The organism is Streptomyces rimosus subsp. rimosus (genome assembly GCF_000720725.1).
GTDB classification, from domain to species: domain Bacteria; phylum Actinomycetota; class Actinomycetes; order Streptomycetales; family Streptomycetaceae; genus Streptomyces; species Streptomyces rimosus_A.
The window spans coordinates 32,448-57,902 of record NZ_JOCQ01000035.1; the positions used below are offsets into that span (position 1 = coordinate 32,448).

The 25,455-nt window shown below is 73.2% G+C and carries 23 protein-coding genes; 17 read left to right on the forward strand and 6 right to left on the reverse strand.

Annotated elements, in window-relative coordinates:
* The first annotated feature begins 62 nt into the window (after positions 1–62).
* Entirely contained in the window at positions 63–1,013 is a 951-nt protein-coding gene (locus IH45_RS0119430; protein WP_030669538.1) for a LysR family transcriptional regulator, read from the forward strand.
* A 9-nt stretch (positions 1,014–1,022) separates the two neighbouring features.
* Here the strand turns inward: IH45_RS0119430 and IH45_RS0119435 are convergent, their stop codons facing one another.
* From IH45_RS0119435 to IH45_RS0119450, 4 genes are all read right to left on the reverse strand, one after another.
* The gene (locus IH45_RS0119435) at positions 1,023–1,523 is read right to left on the reverse strand and encodes a hypothetical protein (protein ID WP_158813145.1); all 501 of its coding nucleotides are present in this window, start codon (positions 1,521–1,523) and stop codon (positions 1,023–1,025) included.
* A 228-nt stretch (positions 1,524–1,751) separates the two neighbouring features.
* Positions 1,752–2,447: a gamma-glutamyl-gamma-aminobutyrate hydrolase family protein gene (locus tag IH45_RS0119440; RefSeq protein ID WP_030669543.1), complete on the reverse strand. Its 696-nt coding sequence runs from the start codon at positions 2,445–2,447 to the stop codon at positions 1,752–1,754.
* A gap of 32 nt (positions 2,448–2,479) precedes the next feature.
* Positions 2,480–3,952 (reverse strand): ethanolamine permease, encoded by a 1,473-nt coding sequence (gene eat, locus IH45_RS0119445; RefSeq protein ID WP_030669546.1) that lies wholly within the window; start codon positions 3,950–3,952, stop codon positions 2,480–2,482.
* A 114-nt stretch (positions 3,953–4,066) separates the two neighbouring features.
* Positions 4,067–4,834, reverse strand: coding sequence for a FadR/GntR family transcriptional regulator (locus IH45_RS0119450; protein ID WP_394298686.1), 768 nt, complete (start codon positions 4,832–4,834; stop codon positions 4,067–4,069).
* 73 nt (positions 4,835–4,907) lie between these two features.
* Here IH45_RS0119450 and IH45_RS0119455 point away from each other — a divergent pair, with 73 nt between their 5' ends.
* The 4 genes from IH45_RS0119455 to IH45_RS0119470 all read left to right on the forward strand — a co-directional run bounded on the left by IH45_RS0119455 (position 4,908) and on the right by IH45_RS0119470 (position 9,891).
* Positions 4,908–6,275, forward strand: coding sequence for a glutamine synthetase family protein (locus IH45_RS0119455; protein ID WP_030669553.1), 1,368 nt, complete (start codon positions 4,908–4,910; stop codon positions 6,273–6,275).
* 13 nt (positions 6,276–6,288) lie between these two features.
* Complete coding sequence (locus tag IH45_RS0119460; protein ID WP_030669556.1) at positions 6,289–7,656, forward strand: aldehyde dehydrogenase family protein; 1,368 nt, start codon at positions 6,289–6,291, stop codon at positions 7,654–7,656.
* Positions 7,657–8,469: a 3-oxoacyl-ACP reductase gene (locus IH45_RS0119465; protein WP_030669559.1), complete on the forward strand. Its 813-nt coding sequence runs from the start codon at positions 7,657–7,659 to the stop codon at positions 8,467–8,469. It abuts the gene before it with no gap.
* Positions 8,470–8,589: 120 nt separating this feature from the next.
* The gene (locus IH45_RS0119470; protein ID WP_030669562.1) at positions 8,590–9,891 is read left to right on the forward strand and encodes an HAD family hydrolase; all 1,302 of its coding nucleotides are present in this window, start codon (positions 8,590–8,592) and stop codon (positions 9,889–9,891) included.
* A gap of 24 nt (positions 9,892–9,915) precedes the next feature.
* On the opposite strand, the gene IH45_RS0119475 is transcribed toward IH45_RS0119470, so the two are convergent.
* Positions 9,916–11,133: an amino acid deaminase/aldolase gene (locus tag IH45_RS0119475; protein WP_030669565.1), complete on the reverse strand. Its 1,218-nt coding sequence runs from the start codon at positions 11,131–11,133 to the stop codon at positions 9,916–9,918.
* 225 nt (positions 11,134–11,358) lie between these two features.
* Between IH45_RS0119475 and IH45_RS1000000149985 the strand changes: the two genes are divergently transcribed.
* The 4 genes from IH45_RS1000000149985 to IH45_RS0119495 all read left to right on the forward strand — a co-directional run bounded on the left by IH45_RS1000000149985 (position 11,359) and on the right by IH45_RS0119495 (position 15,569).
* A complete protein-coding gene (locus IH45_RS1000000149985) occupies positions 11,359–12,693 on the forward strand; it encodes a hypothetical protein (RefSeq protein WP_234440596.1) in 1,335 nt (444 codons plus the stop codon).
* The gene (gene mycP / locus IH45_RS0119485) at positions 12,690–13,850 is read left to right on the forward strand and encodes a type VII secretion-associated serine protease mycosin (protein WP_030669572.1); all 1,161 of its coding nucleotides are present in this window, start codon (positions 12,690–12,692) and stop codon (positions 13,848–13,850) included. Before IH45_RS1000000149985 ends, mycP begins: the two co-directional genes overlap by 4 nt.
* A gap of 147 nt (positions 13,851–13,997) precedes the next feature.
* Entirely contained in the window at positions 13,998–14,732 is a 735-nt protein-coding gene (locus IH45_RS0119490) for an SseB family protein (protein WP_030669574.1), read from the forward strand.
* A 108-nt stretch (positions 14,733–14,840) separates the two neighbouring features.
* Positions 14,841–15,569 (forward strand): MIP family channel protein, encoded by a 729-nt coding sequence (locus tag IH45_RS0119495; protein ID WP_032917850.1) that lies wholly within the window; start codon positions 14,841–14,843, stop codon positions 15,567–15,569.
* A 168-nt stretch (positions 15,570–15,737) separates the two neighbouring features.
* Here IH45_RS0119495 and IH45_RS0119500 read toward each other — a convergent pair whose 3' ends face one another.
* Positions 15,738–16,136 (reverse strand): DUF1844 domain-containing protein, encoded by a 399-nt coding sequence (locus IH45_RS0119500; RefSeq protein WP_030669581.1) that lies wholly within the window; start codon positions 16,134–16,136, stop codon positions 15,738–15,740.
* Between the two features lie 305 nt (positions 16,137–16,441).
* Here IH45_RS0119500 and infC point away from each other — a divergent pair, with 305 nt between their 5' ends.
* The 8 genes from infC (at position 16,442) to IH45_RS0119540 (ending at position 25,382) form a co-directional block, all read left to right on the forward strand.
* Positions 16,442–17,137 (forward strand): translation initiation factor IF-3, encoded by a 696-nt coding sequence (gene infC / locus IH45_RS0119505; RefSeq protein WP_078881992.1) that lies wholly within the window; start codon positions 16,442–16,444, stop codon positions 17,135–17,137.
* Positions 17,138–17,259: 122 nt separating this feature from the next.
* The gene (gene rpmI, locus IH45_RS0119510) at positions 17,260–17,454 is read left to right on the forward strand and encodes a 50S ribosomal protein L35 (RefSeq protein ID WP_003985534.1); all 195 of its coding nucleotides are present in this window, start codon (positions 17,260–17,262) and stop codon (positions 17,452–17,454) included.
* Between the two features lie 103 nt (positions 17,455–17,557).
* Positions 17,558–17,941, forward strand: coding sequence for a 50S ribosomal protein L20 (rplT, locus tag IH45_RS0119515; RefSeq protein WP_003985533.1), 384 nt, complete (start codon positions 17,558–17,560; stop codon positions 17,939–17,941).
* 136 nt (positions 17,942–18,077) lie between these two features.
* The gene (locus IH45_RS0119520; protein WP_030669584.1) at positions 18,078–18,932 is read left to right on the forward strand and encodes a TrmH family RNA methyltransferase; all 855 of its coding nucleotides are present in this window, start codon (positions 18,078–18,080) and stop codon (positions 18,930–18,932) included.
* Positions 18,933–18,975: 43 nt separating this feature from the next.
* Entirely contained in the window at positions 18,976–20,124 is a 1,149-nt protein-coding gene (locus tag IH45_RS0119525; protein WP_030669587.1) for a sensor histidine kinase, read from the forward strand.
* A gap of 141 nt (positions 20,125–20,265) precedes the next feature.
* The gene (gene pheS / locus IH45_RS0119530; protein ID WP_030669590.1) at positions 20,266–21,390 is read left to right on the forward strand and encodes a phenylalanine--tRNA ligase subunit alpha; all 1,125 of its coding nucleotides are present in this window, start codon (positions 20,266–20,268) and stop codon (positions 21,388–21,390) included.
* Positions 21,390–23,918 carry a phenylalanine--tRNA ligase subunit beta gene (gene pheT / locus IH45_RS0119535; RefSeq protein WP_030669593.1) on the forward strand — a complete coding sequence of 843 codons (2,529 nt, stop codon included), beginning with the start codon at positions 21,390–21,392 and terminating at the stop codon, positions 23,916–23,918. The genes pheS and pheT overlap by 1 nt, the downstream gene beginning before the upstream one ends.
* 237 nt (positions 23,919–24,155) lie before the next feature.
* Entirely contained in the window at positions 24,156–25,382 is a 1,227-nt protein-coding gene (locus IH45_RS0119540; RefSeq protein ID WP_030669596.1) for a PP2C family protein-serine/threonine phosphatase, read from the forward strand.
* Positions 25,383–25,455 lie beyond the last annotated feature (73 nt).

The window sequence follows — 25,455 nt, forward strand, 5'->3', positions numbered from 1 at the left end:
CTTCACCGCCCGTCCCGCCGCCCGCCAGGGACCCCGTTTCTATGAGGGCATAAGCTGGGGTTATGGCCAGAGCGAACGGCGAAGAGCGATCCGACGCGGGCCCGGTGGTACCGCTCGCGCACCGGGTACCGGACCTCGGCGCGCTGGAACTGCTGCTCGCCGTCGCCCGGCTCGGCAGCCTCGGGCGGGCCGCCCGCGAGCGGGGCATCAGCCAGCCCGCCGCCAGCAGCCGGATCCGCTCGATGGAACAGCAGCTGGGCGTGGCCCTCGTCGAGCGCTCGCCGCGCGGCTCGCGCCTGACGGACGCGGGAGCGCTGGTCACGGACTGGGCGCGACGGGTGGTGGAGGCCGCCGAAGCCTTCGACGCGGGCGCGCAGGCGCTGCGGGGACGGCGGGACTCGCGGCTGCGGGTGGCCGCCAGCATGACCATCGCCGAATACCTGCTGCCCGGCTGGCTCATCGCGCTGCGCGCCCAGCGCCCCGATACCGCGGTGTCCCTGCTGGCCGGGAACTCCGCCGCGGTCGCCGAGCGGCTCCTCGCGGGCGAGGCCGACCTCGGTTTCGTGGAGGGGCTGGACGTACCCGCCGGGCTGGACGGCGCGGTCATCGGCCACGACCGGCTGGTGGTGGTCGCCGCGCCCGCCCATCCGTGGGCCCGGCGCCGCACGGAGCTGACCGTCGCCGAACTGGCCGCCACCCCGCTGATCCTGCGCGAACACGGCTCCGGTACCCGTCAGGTCCTGGACGCGGCCCTGGCCGGACACGGCGGCCTGGCGGCCCCGCTGCTGGAGCTGGCCTCCACCACGGCGGTCAAGGCGGCGGCGGTGAGCGGCGCGGGCCCCTCGGTGCTGAGCGAACTGGCCGTGGGGGAGGAGCTTGCGGCGCGGCGGCTGGTCGAGGTCCCCGTCCTCGGTACCCGCTTCGGCCGCGACCTGCGGGCCGTCTGGCCGTCGGGGCAGCGCCCGGCAGGTCCGGCCCGCCACTTGCTGGGGCTGACCCGGGCGCTGCCCTGAGCGCGCGCCTCATCGGTCGGCCTGGTACGCCGCGTCCGCGCCGGTGGCCGTCCGGCCGTTGGAGGCGATGACGGTGACCGTGCGGTCGCCTCTGATCTGGAAGACGTTGGTGGGCCGCTGCTGGTTGCGCGGGTTGCAGACCGGGTGGGGGACGGTGAAGACCGTGCGGTAGCGCACTCCGTCGGACGTGGTCACCTGCGTCACGAAGGTGACCACCCCCCTCTTGGCGGGATTGCTGCCGTTGGGCGCCTCGTAGATCCAGTTGCCCTGCGCCGTGCTCGCGGAGTCCGTCGGCACGACCGTGAGTGCGTGGTCCGCGTTGAACTGCACGGTCCGCACCTTGGTGCCGTCCTGGGTGTACGGCTTGGACAGCTCGAACGCGGCGGGGCCGCCGGGCCGCGGCGCATCGGTGAAGTCGCGTTCGCTGCCGCCGCACTGCCCGGCGGCGGCCACCGCGGCGGATCCCTGCCCGGCCGAGAAGCCGAGAACGAGCGCGGAGGACAGTCCCACGGCGGCAGCGGACCTGATGAGGTGTCGGAACGACATGGCACAACCCACTTTCATCGGCAAAACAGCACGTGGCCGGGCATCGCTGCACGAGCGAATTCCGTACGGCGTTGACGCAGGTCAGCGCCGATGCAGCGAGCGTAGCCAGCCTCGGGCCCGGGCTTGCATCGCCGAATCGGATGGGTTTGCCGCCGCGAATACGTGGCCATATGGGAGTGCCGGTGCGGGGCGTCAGTCCCCGTGCGCCGCGGCCACCAGCGCGTCCATCACCCGTGTGTCGTCCCCGGCCTCCGGATGCCACTGCACGGACAGGACGAAGTGGTCCGCGCCGGGCATTTCCAGGGCTTCGACCGTGCCGTCCGTCGCGTGGGCGGAGGGGTGCAGGCCGTGGCCGAGGCGGTCGACGGACTGGTGGTGGTAGGTCGGTACGGACACCGCCTCGGGCAGGATGCCGCCGAGCAGGGTGCCGGGCTCCGGCTTGACCTCGTGGCGGGCGAAGAGCCCGGCGGGACCCGCGTGGCCGTCGATGTGCTGGACGAGGGTGCCGCCCAGGGCGACGTTCAGCAGCTGCATGCCCCGGCAGATGCCGAGCAGCGGCACGCGCGCCTGCAGGGCGGCCTCGATCAGCGCCAGCTCCCAGGTGTCCCGGTCACGGGCCGGGGGCCCGGTGCGCGGGTCGGGGTCGGCTCCGTACCGTACGGGTTCGACGTCCGGGCCGCCCGCGATCACCAGGCCGTCCAGCCGGGCGAGAATCTCCGCCGCGGTGCCGGGGTCGCCGGGCGGCAGCAGGGCGGCCAGGCCGCCGGAGCGCTGGACGAGGCGGTGGTAGCCGGCCGGGAGCAGTGCGGCGGGCAGGGCCCAGACGCCCCAGCGGGCGTCGTCGGCGAGGTAGGTGGTGACGCCGATGAGGGGTGGTGCGGGGGACATGGGGCCTCCGAAGGGTGCGGGCGGGGGGCGGATCAGTCGCGTTCGAGTTCGGCCTCGGCCGCCGCGAGCGCCGCGAACTCCTCCTCCGGGGCCGCCGCGACCAGCCGGTGCCGGGAGTAGAGGGCGAAGTACGCGAGGGCCACGCCGTAGACGGCGAGGGCGATGAAGGCGGCCTGCTTGTCGACGAGGAAGGTCGCCACCAGCGCCGCGCAGGCCAGGACGAAGGCGGTGGCGGAGGTCAAGACGCCGCCGGGGGTGCGGTACGGGCGGGGCAGCCGCGGCTCGCGGCGGCGCAGCACGATGTGCGAGAGCGACATCAGGGCGTAGGAGATGGTGGCGCCGAAGACGGCGATGTTGAGCATGCGGGCGCCGTCGCCGGTCGCGGCGGCCAGCGCGAAGCCGAGCGCGCCGGGCACCAGCAGCGCCAGGTACGGGGCCTTGCGGCGGCTGGTGAGGGAGAGGAAGCGGGGCAGGTAGCCGGCCCGGGAGAGCGCGAACAACTGGCGGGAACCGGCGAAGATCAAGGAGAAGAAGGACGCCACCAGCCCGGCGAGGCCCGCGTAGTTGACGATGCGGGAGACGGTGGTGGGCTCGCCGTGCGGTTGCAGTGCCTGGACCAGCGGGTCGCCCACGGACTGGATGGCGGCGGAGCCCCGGGCGCCGGTCGCGGCGGCGAAGGTGACCAGCGCGAGCAGCAGCAGGATGCCCATCGCGGCGGCCATCGCCTTCGGCAGCGTACGGGCCGGGTCCCTGGTCTCCTCGGCTGCCAGCGGCACGCCCTCGACGCCGAGGAAGAACCACATGCCGAAGGGGAAGGCGGCCCAGATGCCGAGGACGCCGAAGGGGAGCCAGGAACTGGAGCCGAAGGCGTTCGCGTCTGCGGGGATGTCGTTCAGGGCGCTGACGTGGAAGTCGCTGAGCGCGCCGAACGCGAAGACGACGACGGCGGCGACCGCGACGGCGGTGACGGCCAGGCTGAAGCGCAGGGCCTCGCCCACGCCCCACAGGTGGATGCCGATGAAGACGACGAAGCAGGCCAGGTACACGGGCCGGCTGGAGGTCAGCCCGAACAGGCCGAGGGATTCCACGTAGTCGCCGATGAAGATGGAGATCGCGGCGGGCGCGAGCACGTACTCGATGAGGATGGCGGTGCCGGTCAGGAAGCCGCCCCAGGTGCCCAGCGCGCGCCGCGCGAAGCCGTAGCCGCCGCCCGCCGTCGGCAGGATCGAGGCCAGTTCGGCCAGCGCGAAGACCAGGCAGGTGTACATCACGCCCATCAGGAGCGCGGCGATGGCCAGACCGCCGAAGCCGCCCTGGGCGAGGCCGTTGTTCCAGCCGGAGAAGTCGCCGGAGACGACGTACGCGACGCCCAGGCCGGTGAGCAGGAGCGGGCCCGCGCTGCCCCGCCGCAGGGTGCGTTTTTGCAGGTAGGCGTCCTGGGACGGGGAAGCGCCGGGCGCGGGGTCGAAGGGCGGTGCGGTGCGGGGGTCGGTGCTGTCGGCCATGAGCCGCTCCTGCTCGCCGGGGGTGGGTGAGGGGGAAGTGGTGCGGTAAAGGTTTAGCCGCATACCTTTGCCTCGCGATGCTGCCGAGCGCAAGACCCCTGCGTAAAAGACTGGTTACGGCGGCGGGGCCGTCAAGAACCCGCGCAGCAACGCCGCCGTACCCGCGCAGTGTTCGCGCATCACCTCCCGCGCCCCGTCCGCGTCCCCCTCCAGTACCGCTTCGACCAGGGCGGTGTGCTGCGCCTGCGAGTGCTCCAGGTTGCGCACCAGCAGCGGGATGCAGTCCAGCAACTCGTTCACGCCCGCCCGCACGGCGGCGTACTGCGCCGCCAGCGACGGCGAACCGGCCAGCTCGGCCAGCGTCAGGTGCAGCAGCGTGTCCCGCCGCCGGTAGTCCGCCAGCGGCGCGTCGTGCGTCGCCGCCAGCGCCTCCCGCAGCCGTCGCGCCTGCGCGTCGTCCAGGCCGTGCGCGGCGCACAGCCCCGCGGCGCCCACCTCCAGCACCTCGCGGAACCGCAGCGTGTCCTCGACGTCGACCTTGCCGATGCGGCGCCGCAGCTCGTCCTCGTCCGCGTTCTGCCGGCGCGGCCGTACGAACGTGCCGCCGTAACGGCCGCGCCGGCTCTCCACCAGACCCTCGTCCTGGAGCACCTTGAGCACCTCGCGCAGCGTCACCCGGCTGATGTGCAGCCGCTCCGCCAACTCGCGCTCCGCGGGCAGGCGTTCGCCCCCGGGCACCAGGCCCAGCCGGACGATCTGGAGTATCTGCTCCAGCGCCTCCTCGAAGCCGTTGCCCGCCCGCACCGGGCGCAGCACGGGCGCCAGCCGGTCCGCGGGGCACTCCTCCCGGCCGTCCGCCACGCCATCTCCAGCACCGTCCACCGGAACCCCTTCCCAACCAATGGTTCGCCGCCCTACCTTATGACCTCCGGACGCAGCGACAGGAGGCACCACCGTGGCAGACCGCACGCCCCCGCTCCCCGTCGAGGAGCTGAGACGGCTCGTCGACGCCGGGGAGATCGACACTGTCGTCCTGGCCTTCACCGACATGCAGGGCAGGCTCACCGGCAAGCGGTTCGCCGCCCGGCACTTCCTCGACGAGGTACTGGAGCACGGCACCGAGGGCTGCAACTACCTCCTCGCGGTGGACGTGGACCTCAACACCGTCCAGGGCTACGCGATGTCCTCCTGGGAGCGCGGTTACGGCGACTTCGCCATGCACGGCGACGCCGCCACCCTGCGCCGCACCCCCTGGAACCCCGGCACCGCCCTGCTCACCGCCGACCTCGCCTGGCACGACGGCTCACCGGTCGCCGCCTCCCCGCGGCAGATCCTGCGCCGCCAGCTCGACCGGCTCGCCGAGCGCGGCTGGAACGCGTACGCGGGCACGGAGCTTGAGTTCATCGTCTTCCGCGACACCTACGAGGACGCCTGGAACCGCGGCTACCGGGAGCTGACCCCCGCCAACCAGTACAACACCGACTACTCGATCCTCGGCACCGGCCGCGTCGAGCCGCTGCTGCGCCGCATCCGCAACGAGATGGGCGCCGCCGGGATGACCGTGGAGTCCGCCAAGGGCGAGTGCAACCTCGGCCAGCACGAGATCGCGTTCCGCTACGACGAGGCGCTGACCACCTGCGACCAGCACACGGTCTACAAGACCGGCGCCAAGGAGATCGCCGCCCAGGAGGGCATGGCGCTGACCTTCATGGCCAAGTACAACGAGCGCGAGGGCAACTCCTGCCACATCCACCTCTCGCTGCGCGACGAGGCCGGGCAGCCCGTGCTCGCGGACGACGCGGAACCGTACGGCATGTCCCGGGTCATGCGGCACTTCCTCGCCGGGCAGCTCGCCGCGCTGCGCGACTTCACGCTCTTCTACGCCCCCAACATCAACTCCTACAAGCGCTTCCGGCCCGGCTCCTTCGCCCCCACCGCCGTCGCCTGGGGCCCGGACAACCGCACCTGCGCGCTGCGCGTCATCGGCCACGGCCCCGGCCACCGCCTGGAGAACCGGCTGCCCGGCGGCGACGTCAACCCGTACCTCGCGGTCGCCGCCATGGTCGCCGCGGGCCTGTACGGAATAGAGCACGAACTCGAACTCCCCGAGGCGTGTACGGGCAACGCCTACACCGGCGACGCCGAGCACGTGCCCGCCACCCTGCGCGAGGCCGCCGCCCTGTGGGAGGCGAGCCCCATCGCCCGCGAGGCGTTCGGCGACGAGGTCGTCGAGCACTACCTGCACATGGCCCGCGTCGAACAGGACGCGTACGACGCCGCCGTCACGGACTGGGAGCGCTTCCGCTCCTTCGAGCGCATGTAAGGAAGACCGCCACGTGTTGCAAGAGCTGCGCATCATCAACCCGGCGACGGAGGAACCGGTAGCCGTCGTCCCCGTCACCACCCCCGCCGAGGTGGACGAGGCGGTCCGGCGGGCCGCCGCGGCGCAGGAGAAGTGGGCCGCGCTGCCGCCCGGCGACCGGGCCCGTGTGCTGCGGCGGTTCGCCGGGGTCGTACGGGACCATGTCCCCGCGCTCGCCCGGCTCGAACTGGCCGAGGCCGGGCACCCCCTGGGAAACGCCGAGTGGGAGGCGAACAACGTCGTCGACCTGCTGGAATACGCCGCCGGGGGAGTGGAGCGGCTGACCGGCACCCAGATCCCGGTCGCCGGCGGCCTGAACATCACCGTCCAGGAGCCGCTGGGCGTCGTCGCCGTCATCGCGCCCTGGAACTTCCCGATGCCGATCGCCGCCTGGGGCACGGCCCCCGCGCTGGCGGCGGGCAACGCCGTCCTCCTCAAACCCGCCGAGACCACCCCACTCACCGCCCTCCGGCTCGCCGAGTACGCGCTGGAGGCGGGCGTGCCCGAGGGGCTGTTCCAGGTGCTGCCCGGCGAGGGCGCGGTGACCGGCAACGCCCTGGTCGGACATCCCGGCGTGGCCAAGGTCGTCTTCACCGGCTCCACCGCCACCGGACGCGGCATCGCCGCCAAGTGCGCCGCGCAGACCAAGCGGCTCACCCTCGAACTCGGCGGCAAGAGCCCCAACATCGTCTTCGCGGACGCCGACCTCGAACGGGCCGCGGCCGCAGCGCCCGGCTCCTTCCTCGACAACACCGGCCAGGACTGCTGCGCCCGCAGCCGCATCCTGGTCCAGCGCTCCGTCTACGACCGCTTCATGGAGCTGCTGGAGCCCGCCGTGAAGTCGTTCGTCGCGGGCGACCCGGCCGACCCCGCCACGCAGATGGGCCCGCTGATCTCCGCGGCCCAGCGCGAGCGCGTACGGTCCTACGTCCCCGAGGACGCGCCCGCCGCCATCCGCGGCGAGGCCCCCAAGGGCAAGGGCTTCTGGTACCCGGCCACCGTCCTGGAGGGGCGGCCGGACGACCGTACCGCCGTCGAGGAGATCTTCGGACCCGTCGCCGTCGCGATCCCCTTCGAGGACGAGGCCGACGCGGTCCGGCTCGCCAACGCCACCGACTACGGCCTGTCCGGCTCCCTCTGGACCCGTGACGTGGGCCGCGCCCTGCGGGTGTCCGGCGCGGTCGCCGCCGGCAACCTCTCCGTCAACTCGCACAGCAGCGTCCGCTACTGGACCCCGTTCGGTGGCTACAAGCAGTCCGGACTCGGCCGCGAACTCGGCCCCGGCGCGCTCGCCGCCTTCACCGAGACCAAGAACATCTTCATCAGCACCGAGGAGAGCTAAGTGACCGACCAGACCCCCGCGGCCACCGGCGCCGGCGAGACCCCCGTGTGCCGCCGCCTCGTCGGCCGCACCGCCGTCATCACCGGCGCCGGCAGCGGCATCGGCCTGGCCACCGCCCGCCGGCTGGCCTCCGAGGGCGCGAACGTCGTCTGCGCCGACATCGACGAGCAGGCCGGCAAGGCCGCCGCCGAAGAGGTCGGCGGCATCTTCGTCCAGGTGGACGTGACCGCCTCCGACCAGGTCGAGGCGCTGTTCAAGGCCGCGTACGACACGTACGGCTCGGTGGACGTGGCGTTCAACAACGCCGGCATCTCGCCCGCCGACGACGACTCGATCCTCACCACCGGGCTGGACGCCTGGAAGCGCGTCCAGGAGGTCAACCTCACCTCCGTCTACCTGTGCTGCAAGCACGCGCTGCCCTACATGCAGCGCCAGGGCAAGGGCTCCATCATCAACACCGCGTCCTTCGTGGCCGTGATGGGCGCCGCCACCTCGCAGATCAGCTACACCGCCTCCAAGGGCGGCGTGCTGTCGATGTCCCGCGAGCTGGGCGTGCAGTTCGCCCGCGAGGGCATCCGGGTGAACGCGCTGTGCCCGGGGCCGGTGAACACGCCGCTGCTGAAGGAGCTGTTCGCCAAGGACCCGGAGCGCGCCGCGCGCCGCCTGGTGCACGTCCCCGTCGGCCGGTTCGCCGAGCCCGAGGAGATCGCGGCCGCGGTCGCCTTCCTCGCCAGCGACGACTCCTCCTTCGTGAACGCCGCGGAGTTCCTGGTGGACGGCGGGATCGCAGGGGCGTACGTCACACCCGTGTAGGCCACAGCCTTTTTCGCGGATACAGTCCGAAGATCACCACCGGGACCGGTGCCCCGGCGCGCCGGTCCCCTGCCCGCAGGAATGTCAATGCCGACCTTCCGCCCCAACCCCCGGAGAACCATGCGCACCAGACACGCCCTCGCCCTGGGGCTCGCCGCCGCCGCGACCGTCTCGACCCTGGCGGCCACCGGACCCGCCGTCGCCGCGAGCCCCGCGCACCCCGCGAAGGCCCCGGAGCGTACGAGCTGTCCGCAGCTCTCCAAGAGCATCACGTGGTACGGGAACAACCGCGCCAAGATCCAGCGCATGATCGACGAGCGCGGTATCTGCTCCCACCCGAAGCCGGGTCCCGAGGGCCGCCCCGTCGCCGCCTTCGACTGGGACAACACCGTCGTCAAGAACGACATCTCCGACGCCACGCTCGCCTGGTCGCTGAAGCACGACAAGATCCTGCGGCCCAAGAGCTGGAAGTCCACCAGCCCCTGGATGACCACCGCCGCCGACCGCGCCCTGACCAAGGCGTGCGGCACCTCCGTACCCGTCGGCCGCCCGCTGCGCACCTCGAAGAACGCCGCCTGCGCCGACGAGATCATGGAGATCCGCGGCAAGGCCCGCACCATGAGCGGCAAGGCCGCCTTCGCGGGCGAGTGGAACCACCGCCGCACCAAGCCCGAGTACGCCTGGATCCCCCAGCTGTTCGCCGGCCTGACCCCGGCCCAGGTCACCTCGTACGCCAAGCAGGCCCGCGCGGAGAACCTCGCCGCGCCGATCGGCGCGAAGCAGACCGTCGGCACCCACCAGCTGGCCGGCTACATCCGCTACTACGACCAGCAGAAGGACCTGATCCGTACCCTCAAGGCGGCCGGGTTCCGGGTCTACATCGTCTCCGCGTCCTCCGAGACCATCGCCGAGGCGTGGTCCGGCGGCGTCGGCGTCGACCGCGCACACACCATCGGCGTCCGCAGCCTCACCGAGAACGGGAAGTTCACCACCGGCATCCGCGGCTGCGGCGACGTCAAGGACGGCCACGGCGAGGTGCTGCCCTACATGGACGGCAAGCGCTGCCTGATCAACCAGGAGATCTTCAAGATCAAGGGCGCCGAGGCATGGCGGTTCCAGGACCCCGCGCACCGCATCGCGCTCGGCGGCGGCGACGCCAACACCGACGTCACCTTCGTCAACGACGCGACCGGCGTGCACCTGGCCATCAACCGCAACCAGCCGGAACTGATGTGCCGCGGCTACGACAACGCCGACGGCCGCTGGGTGGTCAACCCGATGTTCATCGAGCCGCTGCCGCAGAAGTCCGGTACGTACCCCTGCGCCACCACCGGCTACACCAACACCGACGGCGGCACCGGCCCGGTCCGCCGCCCCGACGGCACGGTCATCCCCGACCAGAAGGACCGCATCCACGCCTGACCCGGTACGCGGGGAGGACCGTAACTACAGGAAGGTGCGGCCCTCCCCGCGGTACGTCGGCACCGTCGCCACCACCCGGTCTCCCTCGACCAGGTGCAGCGCCGCGAACCGCTCGCACAGCTCACCGGCCTTGGCGTGCCGGAACCACACCTTGTCGCCCAGCCGCAGCCCGTCCGCGGCCGGCCCCAGCAGCGGCGTCTGCACCTCGCCCGCTTCCTCCTGCGGGTCGTACCGCAGCCCTTCCGGCAGATACGGCACCGGCGACCGGTCCCGGCCCGCGACACCGGACGCCGGATAGCCGCCGCCCAGCACCGTCACAACGCCACCTCCCGGCCGCCGCACCACCGGCTGCGCGAACAAGGCCGCCGGACGGCCCGTGAAAGACCGGTAGTTGTCGAACAACCGCGGCACATACAGGCCGGACCCCGCCGCGATCTCGGTCACCGCGGCCTCCGCCGCCGTGTGCTGCACGCTGCCCGTGCCACCGCCGTTGACGAACTCCAGGTCCGGCGCCGCTTCCCGCACCGCACGTACGACTTCCCACCGCCGCCGCGCCAGATCCCGGCGCGCCGCCGCCTGCATCGCCCGTACGGCACGGGAGCGCAGCGGATGCCCGGCAACCGCGTCACCCACTCCCGCCACATGTCCCTCGTACGCCATCAGGCCCACCACCCGGAACCCCGGACGGCGCGTCACCGCACGAGCGAGCGCGGCCAGCTGCTCCGGCCGGTGCATCGGCGACCGGCGCGCGCCGATCCGCACCCGTCCGCCCAGCGGCCGGTACGCGGTGTCCCACTCCAGACACACCCGCACCTCCTCACCGCCTCCGGCGGGCCGGGCGGCGTCGATCAGCTCCAGCTGCGCCACGTCGTCAACCATCACGGCCACCGCACCCGCCAGTTTCGGATCGGCGGCCAGCTCCGCGAAGCCCTCCCGGTCCGCCGACGGATACGCCAGCAGTACGTCCTCGATCCCGGACCGGGCCAGCCACAGCGACTCGGCCAGGGTGTAGCTCATGACGCCCGCGAAACCCTCCCGGGCCAGCGCCCGTTCCAACAGGGCCCGGCAGCGCACCGACTTGCTCGCCACCCGCAGCGGCTTGCCCTGCGCGCGCCGCACCAGATCCGCGGCGTTCGCGTCGAAGGCGTCGAGGTCCACGAGCGCCAGCGGCGCGTCGAGGTGCGCGGTGGCCCGGTCGTAACGGGCCCGGTCGGCAGCCGTGTCGCACGTGTACGGGGACATGGCCGCAGCCTGCCAGAAGGCCCCACGGGTGGGTAGGGGGAGAGAACGCGACAGACCGGACGCCGCACACCGGGGGAGGGCGGACGAGTTGGAGCACCGGCGGCGGCAGCCCGTAGAGTGAGCGGACGCCGCAACCAGCAGGTCAGCGGCGTGATGTCCGGATACGAACCACCCTGCCCCGATTGCCGGCCGGGCCGGGGACCAGGGGCGCGAGGGGGAGCGCGGGTGAGCACCGAAGCCGATTTCGCCGACGCGCATCGCCTTCCCCGCACCCCGCCCCTGCAGGCACCGGCACCGCCCGCCGAGGACCCGCAGACGGCCGTGCTGCGCCCCGTCCCGCCGGAGCGGCCCGCGAAGCCCGGCCCCGGCCCGATGCCGCCCGCCGCGCCGGCGGGCCAGGCCGTGGCGCCGACCGGCCCGGCCACCGCAGCAGCCGGCCCGTCCCCGGAGAACATTCCCTCCCCGGCGAACATCCCGCCCCGTCCCACCCACGCACCGGCCACACCGCCCGCCGCCGCATCGCCGGACAAGCCGCCCGTGCCGCCCCAGACCGTGACGGACCGTTCCGCCGGGCCCCGCGACACCGCGGCCTTCCACCTCGCCAAGAGCGAAGCGCTCTGGAACGGCGAACCGAGGCGGACCGGCACCGCGCGCACGGAAGACGGCGCCGCCACACCCCGGCCCTCCACTCCGCCGCCGATACCGCCCGCCGAAGACCTGCCGCCCCCCACGGGCAGCCCGCTCACCGGCCCGCTCGTGCCCCCGGCCCCCGCCGCCCCGCCGTACGCGGCCCCGGCCCCGCACCGTTCCGTACGGCGCACCGTGCTGGCCGCCGCCGGACTGGTACTCGGCGTCGGCCTCGTCGCGGGCGCCGCCGCGGGCAGCTGGCTCGCCGACGACGCCGACGGCAGCCCCGCCGCCGAGGCGGTCTTCGCGCACGGCCGCGAGGCCTGGCACAGCGCCCCGGTCGACACGCTCTTCCCCCGCACCCTGAACGGCCTGGGCACCGGCCCCGGCGGCGCGGACCGCACCTGGATCCGCATCGCCGTCGCGCCCGACAGCAGCTGCGCGGGCGCCTTCGACCCGCTGCTGACCAAGGCGCTCGCCCCGGTGGGCTGCGACCGCCTGGTGCGCGCCACGTACGTCGACGCCACCCGCACCAGCGTCATCACCGTCGGCGCCGTCTCCACCAAGGCCGACCGCACCGGAATGGGGGACCTGCGCCGCCGCTTCGCCAAGGAGCACCTGGACACCCGTACCGACCTGATGCCCCGCCCCTACGCCGCCAAGGGCACCCCCGCCGCCGGCTTCGGACCCGCCCAGCGCGCCAGCTGGAGCATCCGCGTCCTCGACGACCTGCCCGTCGTCGTCTACGGCGTCTCCGGCTTCGCCGACGGCCGTACGGTCGACGCCCCGCAGCCCGCCGCCGAGGCCACCCGTACCGGCGCCACCACCGCCCCCGCCGAAGCCGGACTCGGCCACGACGCCAAGGCCGTCACCGACCGCATCGAGCAGACCTTCCGCAAGCAGGCCGCCAAGGGAACCACGGAGCCGCAATGACCAGGAGGCCCCTGCTGCGCGCCGCCGGTGTCGCACTGTCCGCCGCGGCGCTGACCGTACTGCCCGCGCTGCCCGCCCACGCAGACGGCATACGGGCCCAGGAATGGGCCCTGAAGGCCATGAACGCGCAGGACGCCTGGGAGACGACCAAGGGCGACGGCATCACCGTCGCCGTCCTGGACACCGGCGTCGACGCGGGCCACCCCGACCTCCAGGGCCAGGTGCTGCCCGCCAACGACCTGGTCGGCTTCGGCGCGAGCCCCGGCGACAAGGCATGGGCGGAGCACGGCACCGCGATGTCCGGCATCATCGCGGGCCACGGCCACGGCGCCGACCGGGCCGACGGCGTGATCGGCGTGGCGCCGGACGCCAAGATCCTGCCGGTCCGGGTGATCCTCGAAGACAGCGACCCGGAGCGCAAGCGCGCCCGCGCCGAGCGCGCGGGCGCCCTCGCCGACGGCATCCGCTGGGCCACCGACCACGGCGCCGACGTGATCAACCTGTCCCTCGGCGACGACAGCAGCTCCGCGCACCCCGAGCCCCGTGAGGACGCCGCCATCCAGTACGCGCTGAGCAAGGGCGTCCCCGTCATCGCCTCGGCCGGCAACGGCGGCAAGGACGGCGACCACGTCTCCTACCCCGCCGCCTACCCCGGCGTGATCGCCGTGACCGCCGTCGACCAGTGGGGCTCCCGCGCCAACTTCTCCACCCGCCGCTGGTACGCCACGGTCTGCGCGCCCGGCGTCGGCGTGGTCATCGCCAATCCGGACCGCAAGTACTACGAGGGCTGGGGCACCAGCGCCGCGTCCGCCTTCGTCTCCGGCGCGGTGGCCCTGATCCGCGCCGCCCACCCCGACCTGAGCCCCGCCCAGATCAAGAAGCTCCTCACCGACACCGCCCAGGACGCACCGGAGGGCGGCCGCAACGACGAACTGGGCGCAGGCATGGTCGACCCGGCCGCCGCGATAGAAGAGGGCAAAACCCTCAAGCCGACCCCCCAGAAGCCCGACCCCGCCGCCTACACGAGCCGCTATTTCGGCACCGGCCCGGCCGCCGAACCACCCACCGACGACTCGACGTGGCTCCCGTGGACCGCGACGATCGCAGGCATGGCCCTGATCACGGCATCGGCGATCTTCTGGCGCAGGCGCACCTGAGCCCGCTGAGCCCGCACGGGACGGAAACCGGCGGAAGCACCGAACGGTCCCGGCCGAAAGTGGACCGTACTGACCGTACTGACCGTACTGACCGGACTGACCGGCCCGAACCCCGGGCCCAAAGGGCCCACCACTAAGCTCAAGCCCGTGCTCAAAAACATCCCCACCTCGGACTTCTCCAACGACGACGGCTCCGCCGACCCGGAACTGGCCGCCGCGCTGGCCGACCACGCGGCCGGCCGCTCGCCGGAGACCGAGGCCCGGCTCCTCCCGCTGCTGAGCCGGGCCCGGCTCCTCGTACCGGTCGTAGCCGTCCTCGGCGAGGTGGAGACCGGCCCGGACGGCCTCCAGCGGGAGAAGAACAGCGACATGGCGGTGCCGACGCTCCAGGCCCCCGACGGCCGCCGCGCCCTGCCCGCCTTCACGTCGATGGAGACGCTGCACCGCTGGCGCCCGGACGCCCGCCCGGTGGCCGTACCGCTGCGGCAGGCACTGCTCGCCGCCGCGCACGAGAAGGCGGACACCGTCGTGATCGACTTGGCGGGTCCGGCGACGTACCAGCTCACCGGTGCCGCGCTGCGCGCCCTCGCGGAGGGCCGGGAGAGCGCCGACCCGCTGGCCGACCCGGCCGTCACCGACGCGCTGCGCGCCCTGCTGGCCGCCGAGCCGGATGTGCTGGCCGCCCGCCTGGATCCCTCGGCGGAGGCCGACGGGACCCTGTCCCTGGGGCTCGCCCCGGACGCCACGCCCGCCGCCGTCGCCCAGCGGCTGGCCCCCGCGCTGGCCGCCGACGAAACCCTGCGCTCCCGGCTCGTCCGGGGCCTCGACCTGGCCCTGCTGCCGCCGGACGCGGACACCTCGGGGGCGTTCTTCACCCGCTGATCTCCGGCCCCGGTCCCCGGCTCATAGGCGCCACTCCTTCAACAGGCGGAACTTCTCCCCCCGCCGCACAATGCGAAGGAGAGCGCAAGATCCGGGCGAGGAGGCCCCATGGAGACGACAACGGAGACCCGCACGGTCGTATCCGAGTTCCTCGGCACGCTGCTCCTGGTGTTCTTCGCCGTCGGCTCCGCGGTGCTGGCCGGCGAGTACATCGGAACCTTCGGCATCGCCCTGGCATTCGGCTTCACCCTGCTGGCCCTGGCGTACGCGATCGGCCCGATCTCGGGCAGTCACGTCAACCCGGCGGTGACGCTCGGCATGCTGCTGGCGCACCGCATCACCCTGCGCGCGGCGATCGAGTACTGGATCGCCCAGCTGCTGGGCGGCATCGTCGGCGCCGCACTGCTGTTCCTGGTCGCCAAGCAGGTGCCGGGCCTGAAGACCGACGAGGCCTTCGGCTCCAACGGGTGGGCCGACCGCTCCGCCGTGCACATCAACCTCGGCGGCGCCTTCGTGGCCGAGATCGTGCTGACGTTCCTGCTGGTGTTCGTGGTGCTGGCGGTCACCCACCGGGTGGCGGTGGTCGGCTTCGACGGCCTGCCGATCGGCCTGGCGCTGGCGACCGTGCACCTCATCGGCATCCCGCTCACCGGTACGTCGGTGAACCCGGCCCGCAGCATCGGCCCCGCCCTGTTCGCGGGCGGCGGCGCGCTGTCGCAGCTGTGGCTGTTCATCGTGGCGCCCCTGATCGGCGGCGCGCTGGCCGCGGTGGTGCACCAGGTCACCCACCCGCCGAACGAGCCCAAGCTGGTCGCGGACGAACGCTCCGCGGCGTAGCGGCACACCGTACGACGAGGAGGCCACCCCCGGCACCACCGGCCGGGAGCGGCCTCCTCACCTACGCGCACAGAACGCGGCGCTCACGTGCACAGAATGCGGTGCCCACGTGCACAGAACGCGGCGCCACGCGCGCAAGGCGCACTCCGCGCGCCGAGGCGGGACCGGCTACCCGTACACCGGCCCCGTGAACTTCTCCCCGGGCCCCTGCCCCGGCTCGTCCGGCACGACCGACGCCTCCCGGAAGGCGAGCTGCAGCGACTTCAGCCCGTCCCGCAGCGGCGCCGCGTGGTACGAGCCGATCTCCGTGGCGCTCGCCGTCACCAGCCCGGCCAGCGCCTGGATGAGCTTGCGGGCCTCGTCCAGGTCCTTGTGGTCGGCGCCGTCCTCGGCGAGCCCGAGGTTGACCGCGGCCGAGGACATCAGGTGCACGGCGACCGTGGTGATCACCTCGACGGCCGGCACGTCCGCGATGTCGCGGGTCATCGCGTCGAAGTCGGGGTTGGCGGGGGCGGCGGAACCGGCCGGCTCCGCCGGGCCGGGCTGCTGCGGGGTCTGGTCACTCATGGCTGGCGCTTCACTTCCTGCTCAGGGGTCGGCCCCACCTTATGGTCCGCCCGCGCGCGGGCGCGGCCCGGCCCCACGGCCGGTCCGCGGACGAGTGGGGCCCGGCCCCTTGACTCGTGTATTCTGGGAGTCCGACCGGCCGAGCACCGACGTGCCCGGCCCACAAGTGGAGGCTCCGATCTCCCACCCGACCAGCCCCAGGGCCGGCGGGTCAACGGTCAGGCTGCGCCCCGCGGTGACATCGCGGCGGTGCTCCCGATCCATTGAGGAGCCCCGCCTGTGTCCCGTCCGGGGCATTTTTCGTGCTGCGGCGTGGTTGGTCATACCGAAACAGACGTTACGCGGCAGTCCGCCAGGCCGTCGCGTGGTGCTACCGAGGAGGATCCATCAGCGCCGAGCCCCGCATCAACGACCGGATTCGCGTCCCCGAGGTGCGACTCGTCGGTCCCAGTGGCGAGCAGGTCGGCATCGTGCCGCTTGCCAAGGCCCTGGAGCTTGCGCAGGAGTACGACCTCGACCTGGTCGAGGTGGCGGCGAACGCCCGTCCGCCGGTCTGCAAGCTCATGGACTACGGAAAGTTCAAGTACGAGTCGGCCATGAAGGCCCGTGAGGCGCGCAAGAACCAGGCGCACACGGTCATCAAGGAGATGAAGCTCCGGCCGAAGATCGACCCGCACGACTACGACACCAAAAAGGGTCACGTCGTCCGGTTCCTCAAGCAGGGTGACAAGGTCAAGATCACGATCATGTTCCGTGGTCGCGAGCAGTCCCGCCCCGAGCTGGGCTTCCGACTGCTGCAGCGTCTCGCGGAGGACGTCCAGGACCTGGGCTTCATCGAGTCCAATCCGAAGCAGGACGGCCGCAACATGATCATGGTCCTCGGTCCGCACAAGAAGAAGACCGAGGCGATGGCCGAGGCCCGTGAGGCGCAGGCCGCCCGCAAGGCGGAGCGCCAGGGCCCTGCTGCCGAGCAGGGCGCCGAGGAGCCCGCCGAGGCGTGATCCGGGGGCGCGAGCCCCGGAGAACGCCGGGGACCGCCCCGGATTCCAACCGACACATCTGACGCCCCCGGGCGCCGGTCCACCGACCGGTGGGGGCGCCACTCAAGAGGAGAGAACGGCGCATGCCGAAGAACAAGACGCACAGCGGTGCCAGCAAGCGCTTCAAGATCACCGGCTCCGGCAAGGTGATGCGGGAGCGCGCCGGCAAGCGCCACCTGCTCGAGCACAAGTCGTCCCGCGTGACGCGTCGCCTCACCGGCAACGCCGTGATGGCCCCGGGCGACGCCGCGAAGGTCAAGAAGCTTCTCGGCAAGTAAGTCCTGCCGCCCGCCGCGAGGCGCGGCACCAGGACCCGACCGGGACCTCAGTCGATTCGGGCCGTGTGAAGACCACCGCGGCCCCGCTACAAGGAGTTAACAAGTGGCACGCGTCAAGCGGGCAGTCAACGCCCACAAGAAGCGCCGGGCGATCCTCGAGCAGGCCAGCGGCTACCGCGGCCAGCGTTCCCGCCTCTACCGCAAGGCGAAGGAGCAGGTCACCCACTCCCTCGTCTACAACTACAACGACCGCAAGAAGCGCAAGGGCGACTTCCGTCAGCTGTGGATCCAGCGCATCAACGCCGCTGCCCGCGCCAACGGCATGACCTACAACCGCTTCGTGCAGGGTCTGAAGGCGGCCAACATCGAGGTCGACCGCAAGATGCTGGCCGAGCTCGCGGTCAACGACACCAACGCGTTCGCCGCGCTGGTCGAGGTGGCCCAGAAGGCGCTGCCGAGCGACGTCAACGCCCCGAAGGCCGCCTGAACCACGGCCTGAGGCACGTTCGCACGGACCCGCAGGCCCCCGGCCTGCGGGTCCGCCGCTTTCCGCACGCCCTTCCGCAGCCCTTTCGCACGCTCTTCCGCACGCCGACGACATCCGAAGAAGTGAGCCGCCGCCCATGGGCACCCCCGAGCTGATCTCCCCGCGTTCCGCGCGCGTCGCCGCCGCCCGGCGGCTGGCCCGCCGCAACTTCCGCGGCAAGGAACGCCGGTTCATCGCCGAGGGCCCGCAGGCCGTACGCGAAGCCGTCGCGCACCGCTTCGCCGGGGAGCGCACACTCGTCGAGCTGTTCGCCACCCCGGAGGCCGCCGAGCGGCACGCGGACATCGTCGGCGCGGTGCGCGCGGCCGGCGTACCGGTGCACTACGCCGCCGACGCGACCATCGCCGAGCTGTCCCAGACCGTCACCCCGCAGGGCCTGGTCGGCGTCTGCCGGTTCCTGGACTCGCCCTTCGAGGAGATCCTGGCCGCCCGCCCGAAGCTGGTCGCGGTGCTCGCCAACGTACGCGACCCCGGCAACGCCGGTACGGTGCTGCGCTGCGCGGACGCCGCGGGCGCCGACGCGGTGGTGCTGACCGACGCCTCGGTGGACCTCTACAACCCCAAGTCGGTGCGCGCCTCGGTCGGCTCGCTCTTCCACCTGCCGGTCGCCGTGGGCGTACCGGTCGAGCAGGTCGTCGCGGGGCTGCGCGGCGCCGGCGTACGGATCGTGGCGGCCGACGGCGCGGGCGCCGCCGACCTGGACGCCGACCTGGACGCGGGCACCATGAGCGGCCCGACCGCCTGGGTCTTCGGCAACGAGGCGTGGGGCCTGCCCGAGGAGACCCGCGCACTGGCCGACGCGGTGGTGCGCGTGCCCATCCACGGCAAGGCCGAAAGCCTCAACCTGGCCACCGCCGCCGCCGTCTGCCTCTACGCCTCGGCCCGCGCCCAGCGCACCGACGGAGGCTGCCGTTCCGGCTCCCGCGGCTAGTAGTGTTGCGTCCCCGGGGTGGCAAGGGGAGGGGGTAGCGGGAATGCAGACGAGGGCGCGGAGTTCCACGGTCGCTGCCGGTTCCCGGCCGGAGGGCGGCGACGCGCCCGGTCCGGTGCCCGCCGGTGCCCCGGACCTCACCGGTGCCGGGCTCGACCCGGACGACCTGCCCGACGGCCTGGTCGTCGCCGACGAGAGCGGCCGGGTCATCTGCTTCAACGCCGCCGCGGCCCGGATCACCGCCATCGACCCGCACGACGCGCTGGGCCGGCCGCTGGAGAAGGCGCTGCCGCTCCAGGACATCGAGGGCCGCCGCTGGTGGCAGCTGACCGACCCGTACGGCGGCCTGGCCATCCGCAACGGCCAGCCGGAGCGCAACCTGCTGCTCGGCGGCCGCGAGGTGCTGGTCTCCGCGCGCTACGTCCGTACCCGCCCCGCCGGTCCCGTCCGGCGCCTGGTCGTCGCGTTACGCGGCACCGAGGCGCGGCGCCGTACCGAACTGAGCCACGCCGAGCTGATCGCCACCGTCGCCCACGAGCTGCGCTCGCCGCTGACCTCCGTCAAGGGCTTCACCGCCACCCTGCTGCAGAAGTGGGAGCGCTTCACCGACGACCAGAAGCGCCTGATGCTGGAGACCGTGGACGCGGACGCCAACCGCGTCACCCGGCTCATCGCCGAGCTGCTGGACATCTCCCGGATCGACTCCGGCCGCCTGGAGGTGCGGCGGCAGCGGGTGGACATGGTCGCCGCCGTACGCCGGCACGTGCAGGCGCAGACGACGGCGGGCCAGCTGCCGGACCGCTTCCTGATCCGCATGGTCGAGCCGCTGCCCGATCTGTGGGCCGACCCGGACAAGATCGACCAGGTGCTGGGAAACCTGCTGGAAAATGCGGTGCGCCACGGTGAGGGAACCGTCACCATCGAGGTGGCACCGGCATCGGACGTCTCCGGAGCGGAAGGGACGAGCGTCACCGTGAGCGACGAGGGCCCCGGCATCCCCGAGGAGTCGATGAGCCGCGTCTTCACCCGTTTCTGGCGGGGCAGCAAGCGCGGCGGCACCGGCCTGGGCCTGTACATCGTCAAGGGCATCGTCGAGGCCCACGGCGGCGCGATCACGGTCGGCCGCGCCCCGGCCGGCGGCGCCCGGTTCCGATTTATCCTGCCCGTCGGGACGCCCGCCTTCATGGCGTGAGCGGCGCCCGGCGGGCCCACCCCCGTCGGGGCTCGGATGAGGCGCGGCTGCCCTGCCCCGTAGACTGCACCTTTGGCACCTTTGGCACTGCACACGTCGGGGGCAAGCCGCGCGCCAAGCCCATCGGAAGCACGGGAAGAGATGTCCGCACCCAATAAGTCGTACGACCCGGTCGAGGTCGAGGCCCTGAAACCGGAAGAGATCGCCCGCATGCGGGACGAGGCGCTCGCCGCCATCGCCGCCGCCGGTGACCTCCAGGAGCTGCACGAGGTGAAGGTCGCGCAGACCGGCGGCACCTCGCCGCTGGCGCTGGCCAACCGCGAGATCGGCGCGCTGCCGCCGCAGGCCAAGGCCGAGGCCGGCAAGCGCGTCGGCCAGGCCCGCGGCCAGGTGAGCCAGGCGCTCAAGGCCCGCCAGGAAGAGCTGGAGGCGGAGCGGGACGCCCGGGTGCTGGTCGAGGAGGCGGTGGACGTCACGCTGCCGCACGACCGCGTACGGGCCGGCGCCCGCCACCCGCTCACCACCCTGTCCGAGCGGATCGAGGACGTCTTCGTGGCCATGGGCTACGAGGTCGCCGAGGGCCCCGAGGTCGAGTCGGAGTGGCTGAACTTCGACGCCCTGAACATCGCCCCGGACCACCCGGCCCGCACGATGCAGGACACGTTCTTCGTGGAGAACGCCGCGGCCGGCGAGGACCAGTCGGGCGTCGTGCTGCGCACCCACACCTCGCCGGTGCAGATCCGCACGATGCTCGACCGCGAGCCGCCGCTGTACGTGATCTGCCCGGGCCGCGTCTACCGCACGGACGAGCTGGACGCCACCCACACCCCGGTCTTCAACCAGGTCGAGCTGCTCGCCATCGACGAGGGCCTGACCATGGCGGACCTGCGGGGCACCCTCGACCACATGGTCAAGGCGCTGTTCGGCGACGACATCAAGACGCGGCTGCGGCCGAACTACTTCCCGTTCACCGAGCCGTCCGCCGAGCTGGACATGGTCTGCTACGTCTGCCGCGGCGCGTCCGTCGGCGACCCGCAGCGCCCCTGCCGCACCTGCTCCAGCGAGGGCTGGATCGAGCTGGGCGGCTGCGGCATGGTCAACCCGCGGGTGCTGACGGCCTGCGGCGTCGACCCGGAGAAGTACAGCGGATTCGCCTTCGGGTTCGGCATCGAGCGGATGCTGATGTTCCGCCACAACGTCGAGGACATGCGAGACATGGTCGAGGGTGACGTCCGGTTCACCCGGCCTTTCGGGATGGAGATCTGATGCGGGTCCCGCTTTCTTGGCTGCGGGAATACGTCGACCTGCCGGCCGGTGAGTCCGGCCGCGACGTACAGGCCAAACTCGTCGCCACCGGCCTGGAGGTCGAGACCGTCGAGCAGCTCGGCGCCGGTCTCAAGGGCCCGCTGGTCGTCGGCCAGGTGCTGACCATCGAGGAGCTGGAGGGCTTCAAGAAGCCGATCCGCTTCTGCACGGTGGACGTCGGCCAGGCCAACGGCACCGGCGAGCCCCAGGAGATCGTCTGCGGCGCGCGCAACTTCGCCGTCGGCGACAAGGTCGTCGTGGTGCTGCCCGGCGCCGTGCTGCCCGGCGACTTCAAGATCGCCGCGCGCAAGACGTACGGCAAGGTCTCGCACGGCATGATCTGCTCGGGCGACGAGCTGGGCATGGGCGACGACGGCAGCGGCGGGATCATCGTGCTGCCGCCGGAGTACGAGCCCGGCACCGACGCCATCGAGCTGCTCCAGCTCGTCGACGAGGTCCTGGACATCGCCGTCACCGCCAACCGCGGCGACTGCCTGTCCATGCGCGGCATCGCCCGCGAGGCCGCCATCGCCTACGGGCTGCCGCTGCGCGACCCCGCGCTGCTGGACGTGCCGCCGCCGAACTCCTTCGGCTACCCGGTCAAGGTCGCCGACCCGCTCGGCTGCGACCGCTTCACCGCCCGTACGGTCGTCGGCCTGAACCCGGAGGCGCGCTCGCCGATCTGGCTCCAGCGCCGCCTGCAGAAGGCCGGCATGCGGCCCGTCTCGCTCGCCGTCGACGTCACCAACTACGTGATGCTGGAGCTGGGCCAGCCGCTGCACGCCTACGACCGCTCCCGTGTGGAGGGGACGATCGGCGTGCGCCGCGCCGAGGCCGGCGAGAAGCTGACCACCCTGGACGGCACGAAGCGCGTGCTGGACGCCGAGGACCTGGTCATCACCGACAACCGCGGTGTGATCGGCCTGGCCGGTGTGATGGGCGGCGCCAACACCGAGATCGCCGACCCGGTGGCGGACCCGGAGACCGGCGAGGTGCGCGGCACCACCGAGGTCGTCGTCGAGGCGGCGCACTTCGACGCGGTGTCCGTGGCCCGTACGGCCCGCCGCCACAAGCTGTCCTCCGAGGCGTCCAAGCGCTTCGAGCGCGGCGTGGACCCGCAGGCCGCGTCCGCCGCCGCGCAGCGCACCGTCGACCTGCTGGTGCTGCTCGCGGGCGGCACCGCCGAGGCCGGCGTCACCGAGGTCGTCGCGCCCAGCGCGCCGCGCACGATCACCGTGCGCGCGGACCACCCGGACCGCGTCGCGGGTGTCACGTACGGCCGTGAGACCGTCGTGCGCAGCCTCCAGCAGGTGGGCTGCGACGTGTACGGCCAGGACGAGCTGGTCGTGACGGTGCCGTCCTGGCGGCCCGACCTGACCGACCCGAACGACCTGGCCGAAGAGGTCATCCGCCTGGAGGGGTACGAGAACCTGCCCCTCACCCTGCCCCGGCCGCCCGCCGGGCGGGGCCTGACCGAGCGCCAGCGGCTGCACCGCCGCGTCGGCCGCGCGCTGGCCGGCGCCGGGTACGTCGAGGCACCGACCTACCCGTTCCTCGGCGAGGCCGTCCTCGACCAGCTCGGCCTGGAGGCGGACGACCCGCGCCGCCGGACCGTCAAGCTGGTCAACCCGCTCTCCGACGAGGAGCCCGCGCTCCGTACGACGCTGGTGCCGGGCCTGCTCGGCGCGCTGCGGCGCAACGACGGCCGCGGCTCGCACGACCTCGCGCTCTTCGAGACCGGCCTGGTCTTCCGGCCGACCGGTGACGAGAAGCCGTCGGTGCGGCTTCCGGTGGACCGCCGGCCGACCGACGAGGAGATCGCCGCACTGGACGCCGCGCTGCCCGAGCAGCCGCGCCGCGCCGCGGTGGTGCTCACCGGCGCCCGCGAGCAGGCCGGCTGGTGGGGCAAGGGCCGTCCGGCCGACTGGGCGGACGCGATCGAGGCGGGCCGGATCGTGGCGCGCGAGGCCGGGGTCGAGCTGATCGTGCGCCAGGACCAGCACGCGCCCTGGCACCCGGGCCGCTGCGCGGCGCTGCTCGCCGTGATCGACGGCGAGGAGGTGCTCGTCGGCAACGCCGGTGAGCTGCACCCGCGCGTCATCAAGGCGCTCGGCCTGCCGGAGCGCACCTGCGCGATGGAGATCGACCTGGACCGCCTCCAGCGGGCCGGTGGCGGTGTGATCCAGGCGCCGCGGATCTCCACCTACCCGGTCGCCACCCAGGACGTCGCGCTGATCGTGGACGCGTCGGTCCCGGCCGCCGAGGTGGCGGGCGCGCTCCGCTCCGGCGCGGGCGACCTGCTCGAATCGCTGCGGCTGTTCGACGTGTTCACCGGCGAGCAGGTGGGCGAGGGCAAGAAGTCCCTGGCCTACGCGCTGCGCTTCCGCGCGCCGGACCGCACGCTGACCGCCGACGAGGCGTCCGCGGCGCGGGACGCGGCGGTCGCCGTCGCGGTCGAGCGGACGGGCGCGGTGCTGCGCGGCGCGTAAGCACGCGTACCGCTTCTCCCACCGGGGCCCGGGGACGAACCGACGGTTCATCCCCGGGCCCCGGCGCGTTTCCCTGGAGGTCACCCGTTCGGGTGAGATCAGCGCGCAAAGTGTCCGTCCGGCCACGCCGGGTCGCAAGAATCGTGCGCGACGATGCGGCTCGCTCACACAACTGGTTCCGCCGCGGGGAAGAGGGCCGGGCCGACCGCCTCGATGGTTGCTGGGGGGAGCATCGGCATGATCCGAACCTGGGCGCGGCGGAGCGGCACACCCGTGTGTGCCGCACGGGCCCGGCGGGCGCTCGTCCTCGTGCTGCCCGGCCTGTGGGTCCTCGGCGTACTGGTCTGGGAGTGGTGCACCGCCGCCGACGGCCAGTTCCTCCAGCTCCTCGCCGCGGCCCCCGCCATCGCCTGTGCCGGCACCGGCCGGCGCCAGTGCGTGGTGCTCGGCGGCCTGTGCGCGCTGCTCGCCCTGCTGCCCCTGGGCACGGGGGATCCGGGTGCCCACGCCCTCGCCCGTATCGGCACCTGCTGCGCCGTCCTCGTCGTCGTGGCCGCCAGCTATCTGACCGCGGGCCGGCGGCTGCGCCTGCTGCGGGAGCTGGAGCGTACGAAGGAAGTGGCCACCGCCGCGCAGCGGGTGTTGCTGCGTCCGCTGCCCGCGCGCGTGGACGGCATCGTGGTCGCGGCCGACCACCTTGCGGCGGACGAGACCGCCACCGTCGGCGGCGATCTGTACGACGTCGTGTCGACGCGCCACGGCGTACGGGTCGTCATCGGCGATGTGCGCGGCCACGGCATCGGCGCGCTGGGCACGGTCGCCGCCGTGCTCGGCAGCTTCCGCGAGGCGGCCCACGACGAACCGGACCTGGGCGCGGTGCTCCGGCGTCTGGAGCGTGCCCTGCAGCGGCACCTGCGGGAGCGGGCGCGCGCGGAGCACCCGGCGTCGGGCGGCGGCGAGCCGGACAACCCGCTGTCCGAGGAGTTCGTGACGGTGCTGCTCGTGGAGATCGGCCGGGACGGCGCCGTACGCACCCTCAACTGCGGGCACCCGTGGCCGTACCGCCTCAGCCGGCGGGGCGCGCTGCCGGACGCGCCCGGCGAGCCGATGCCGCCGCTGGGCCTCTTCCCGCTGCCCGCCGACCTGCCGGTGGTGACCTGCCCGCCGCTGCTGCCCGGCCAGGCGATCTTCCTGCACACGGACGGGGCGACCGACGCGCGGGACGCCCACGGCACGTTCTTCCCGCTACCGCGGGCGCTGGACGACACGGTCCGCTCGGTCCGCGACTGCCGCCCCGCCCGCGTCGTCCAAGACCTGCGGGCCGCGCTGCTGCGGCATGTCGGCGGGCGGCTGTCCGACGATGTGGCGCTGCTGGTGCTGTGCAACGACCGCTGGCGGGTACCCGCCCAGGCGGACGCGGCCCCCTCGGCGCGCGGGCGTGTCCGGGCGGGCCGGGCGGAGTGAAGGACGGCGCGGCCGGTTCACACCCCGTGTGAAGGGCGCTTCATTACGCTGATCCCAAGGGGTAGTTGAGTCG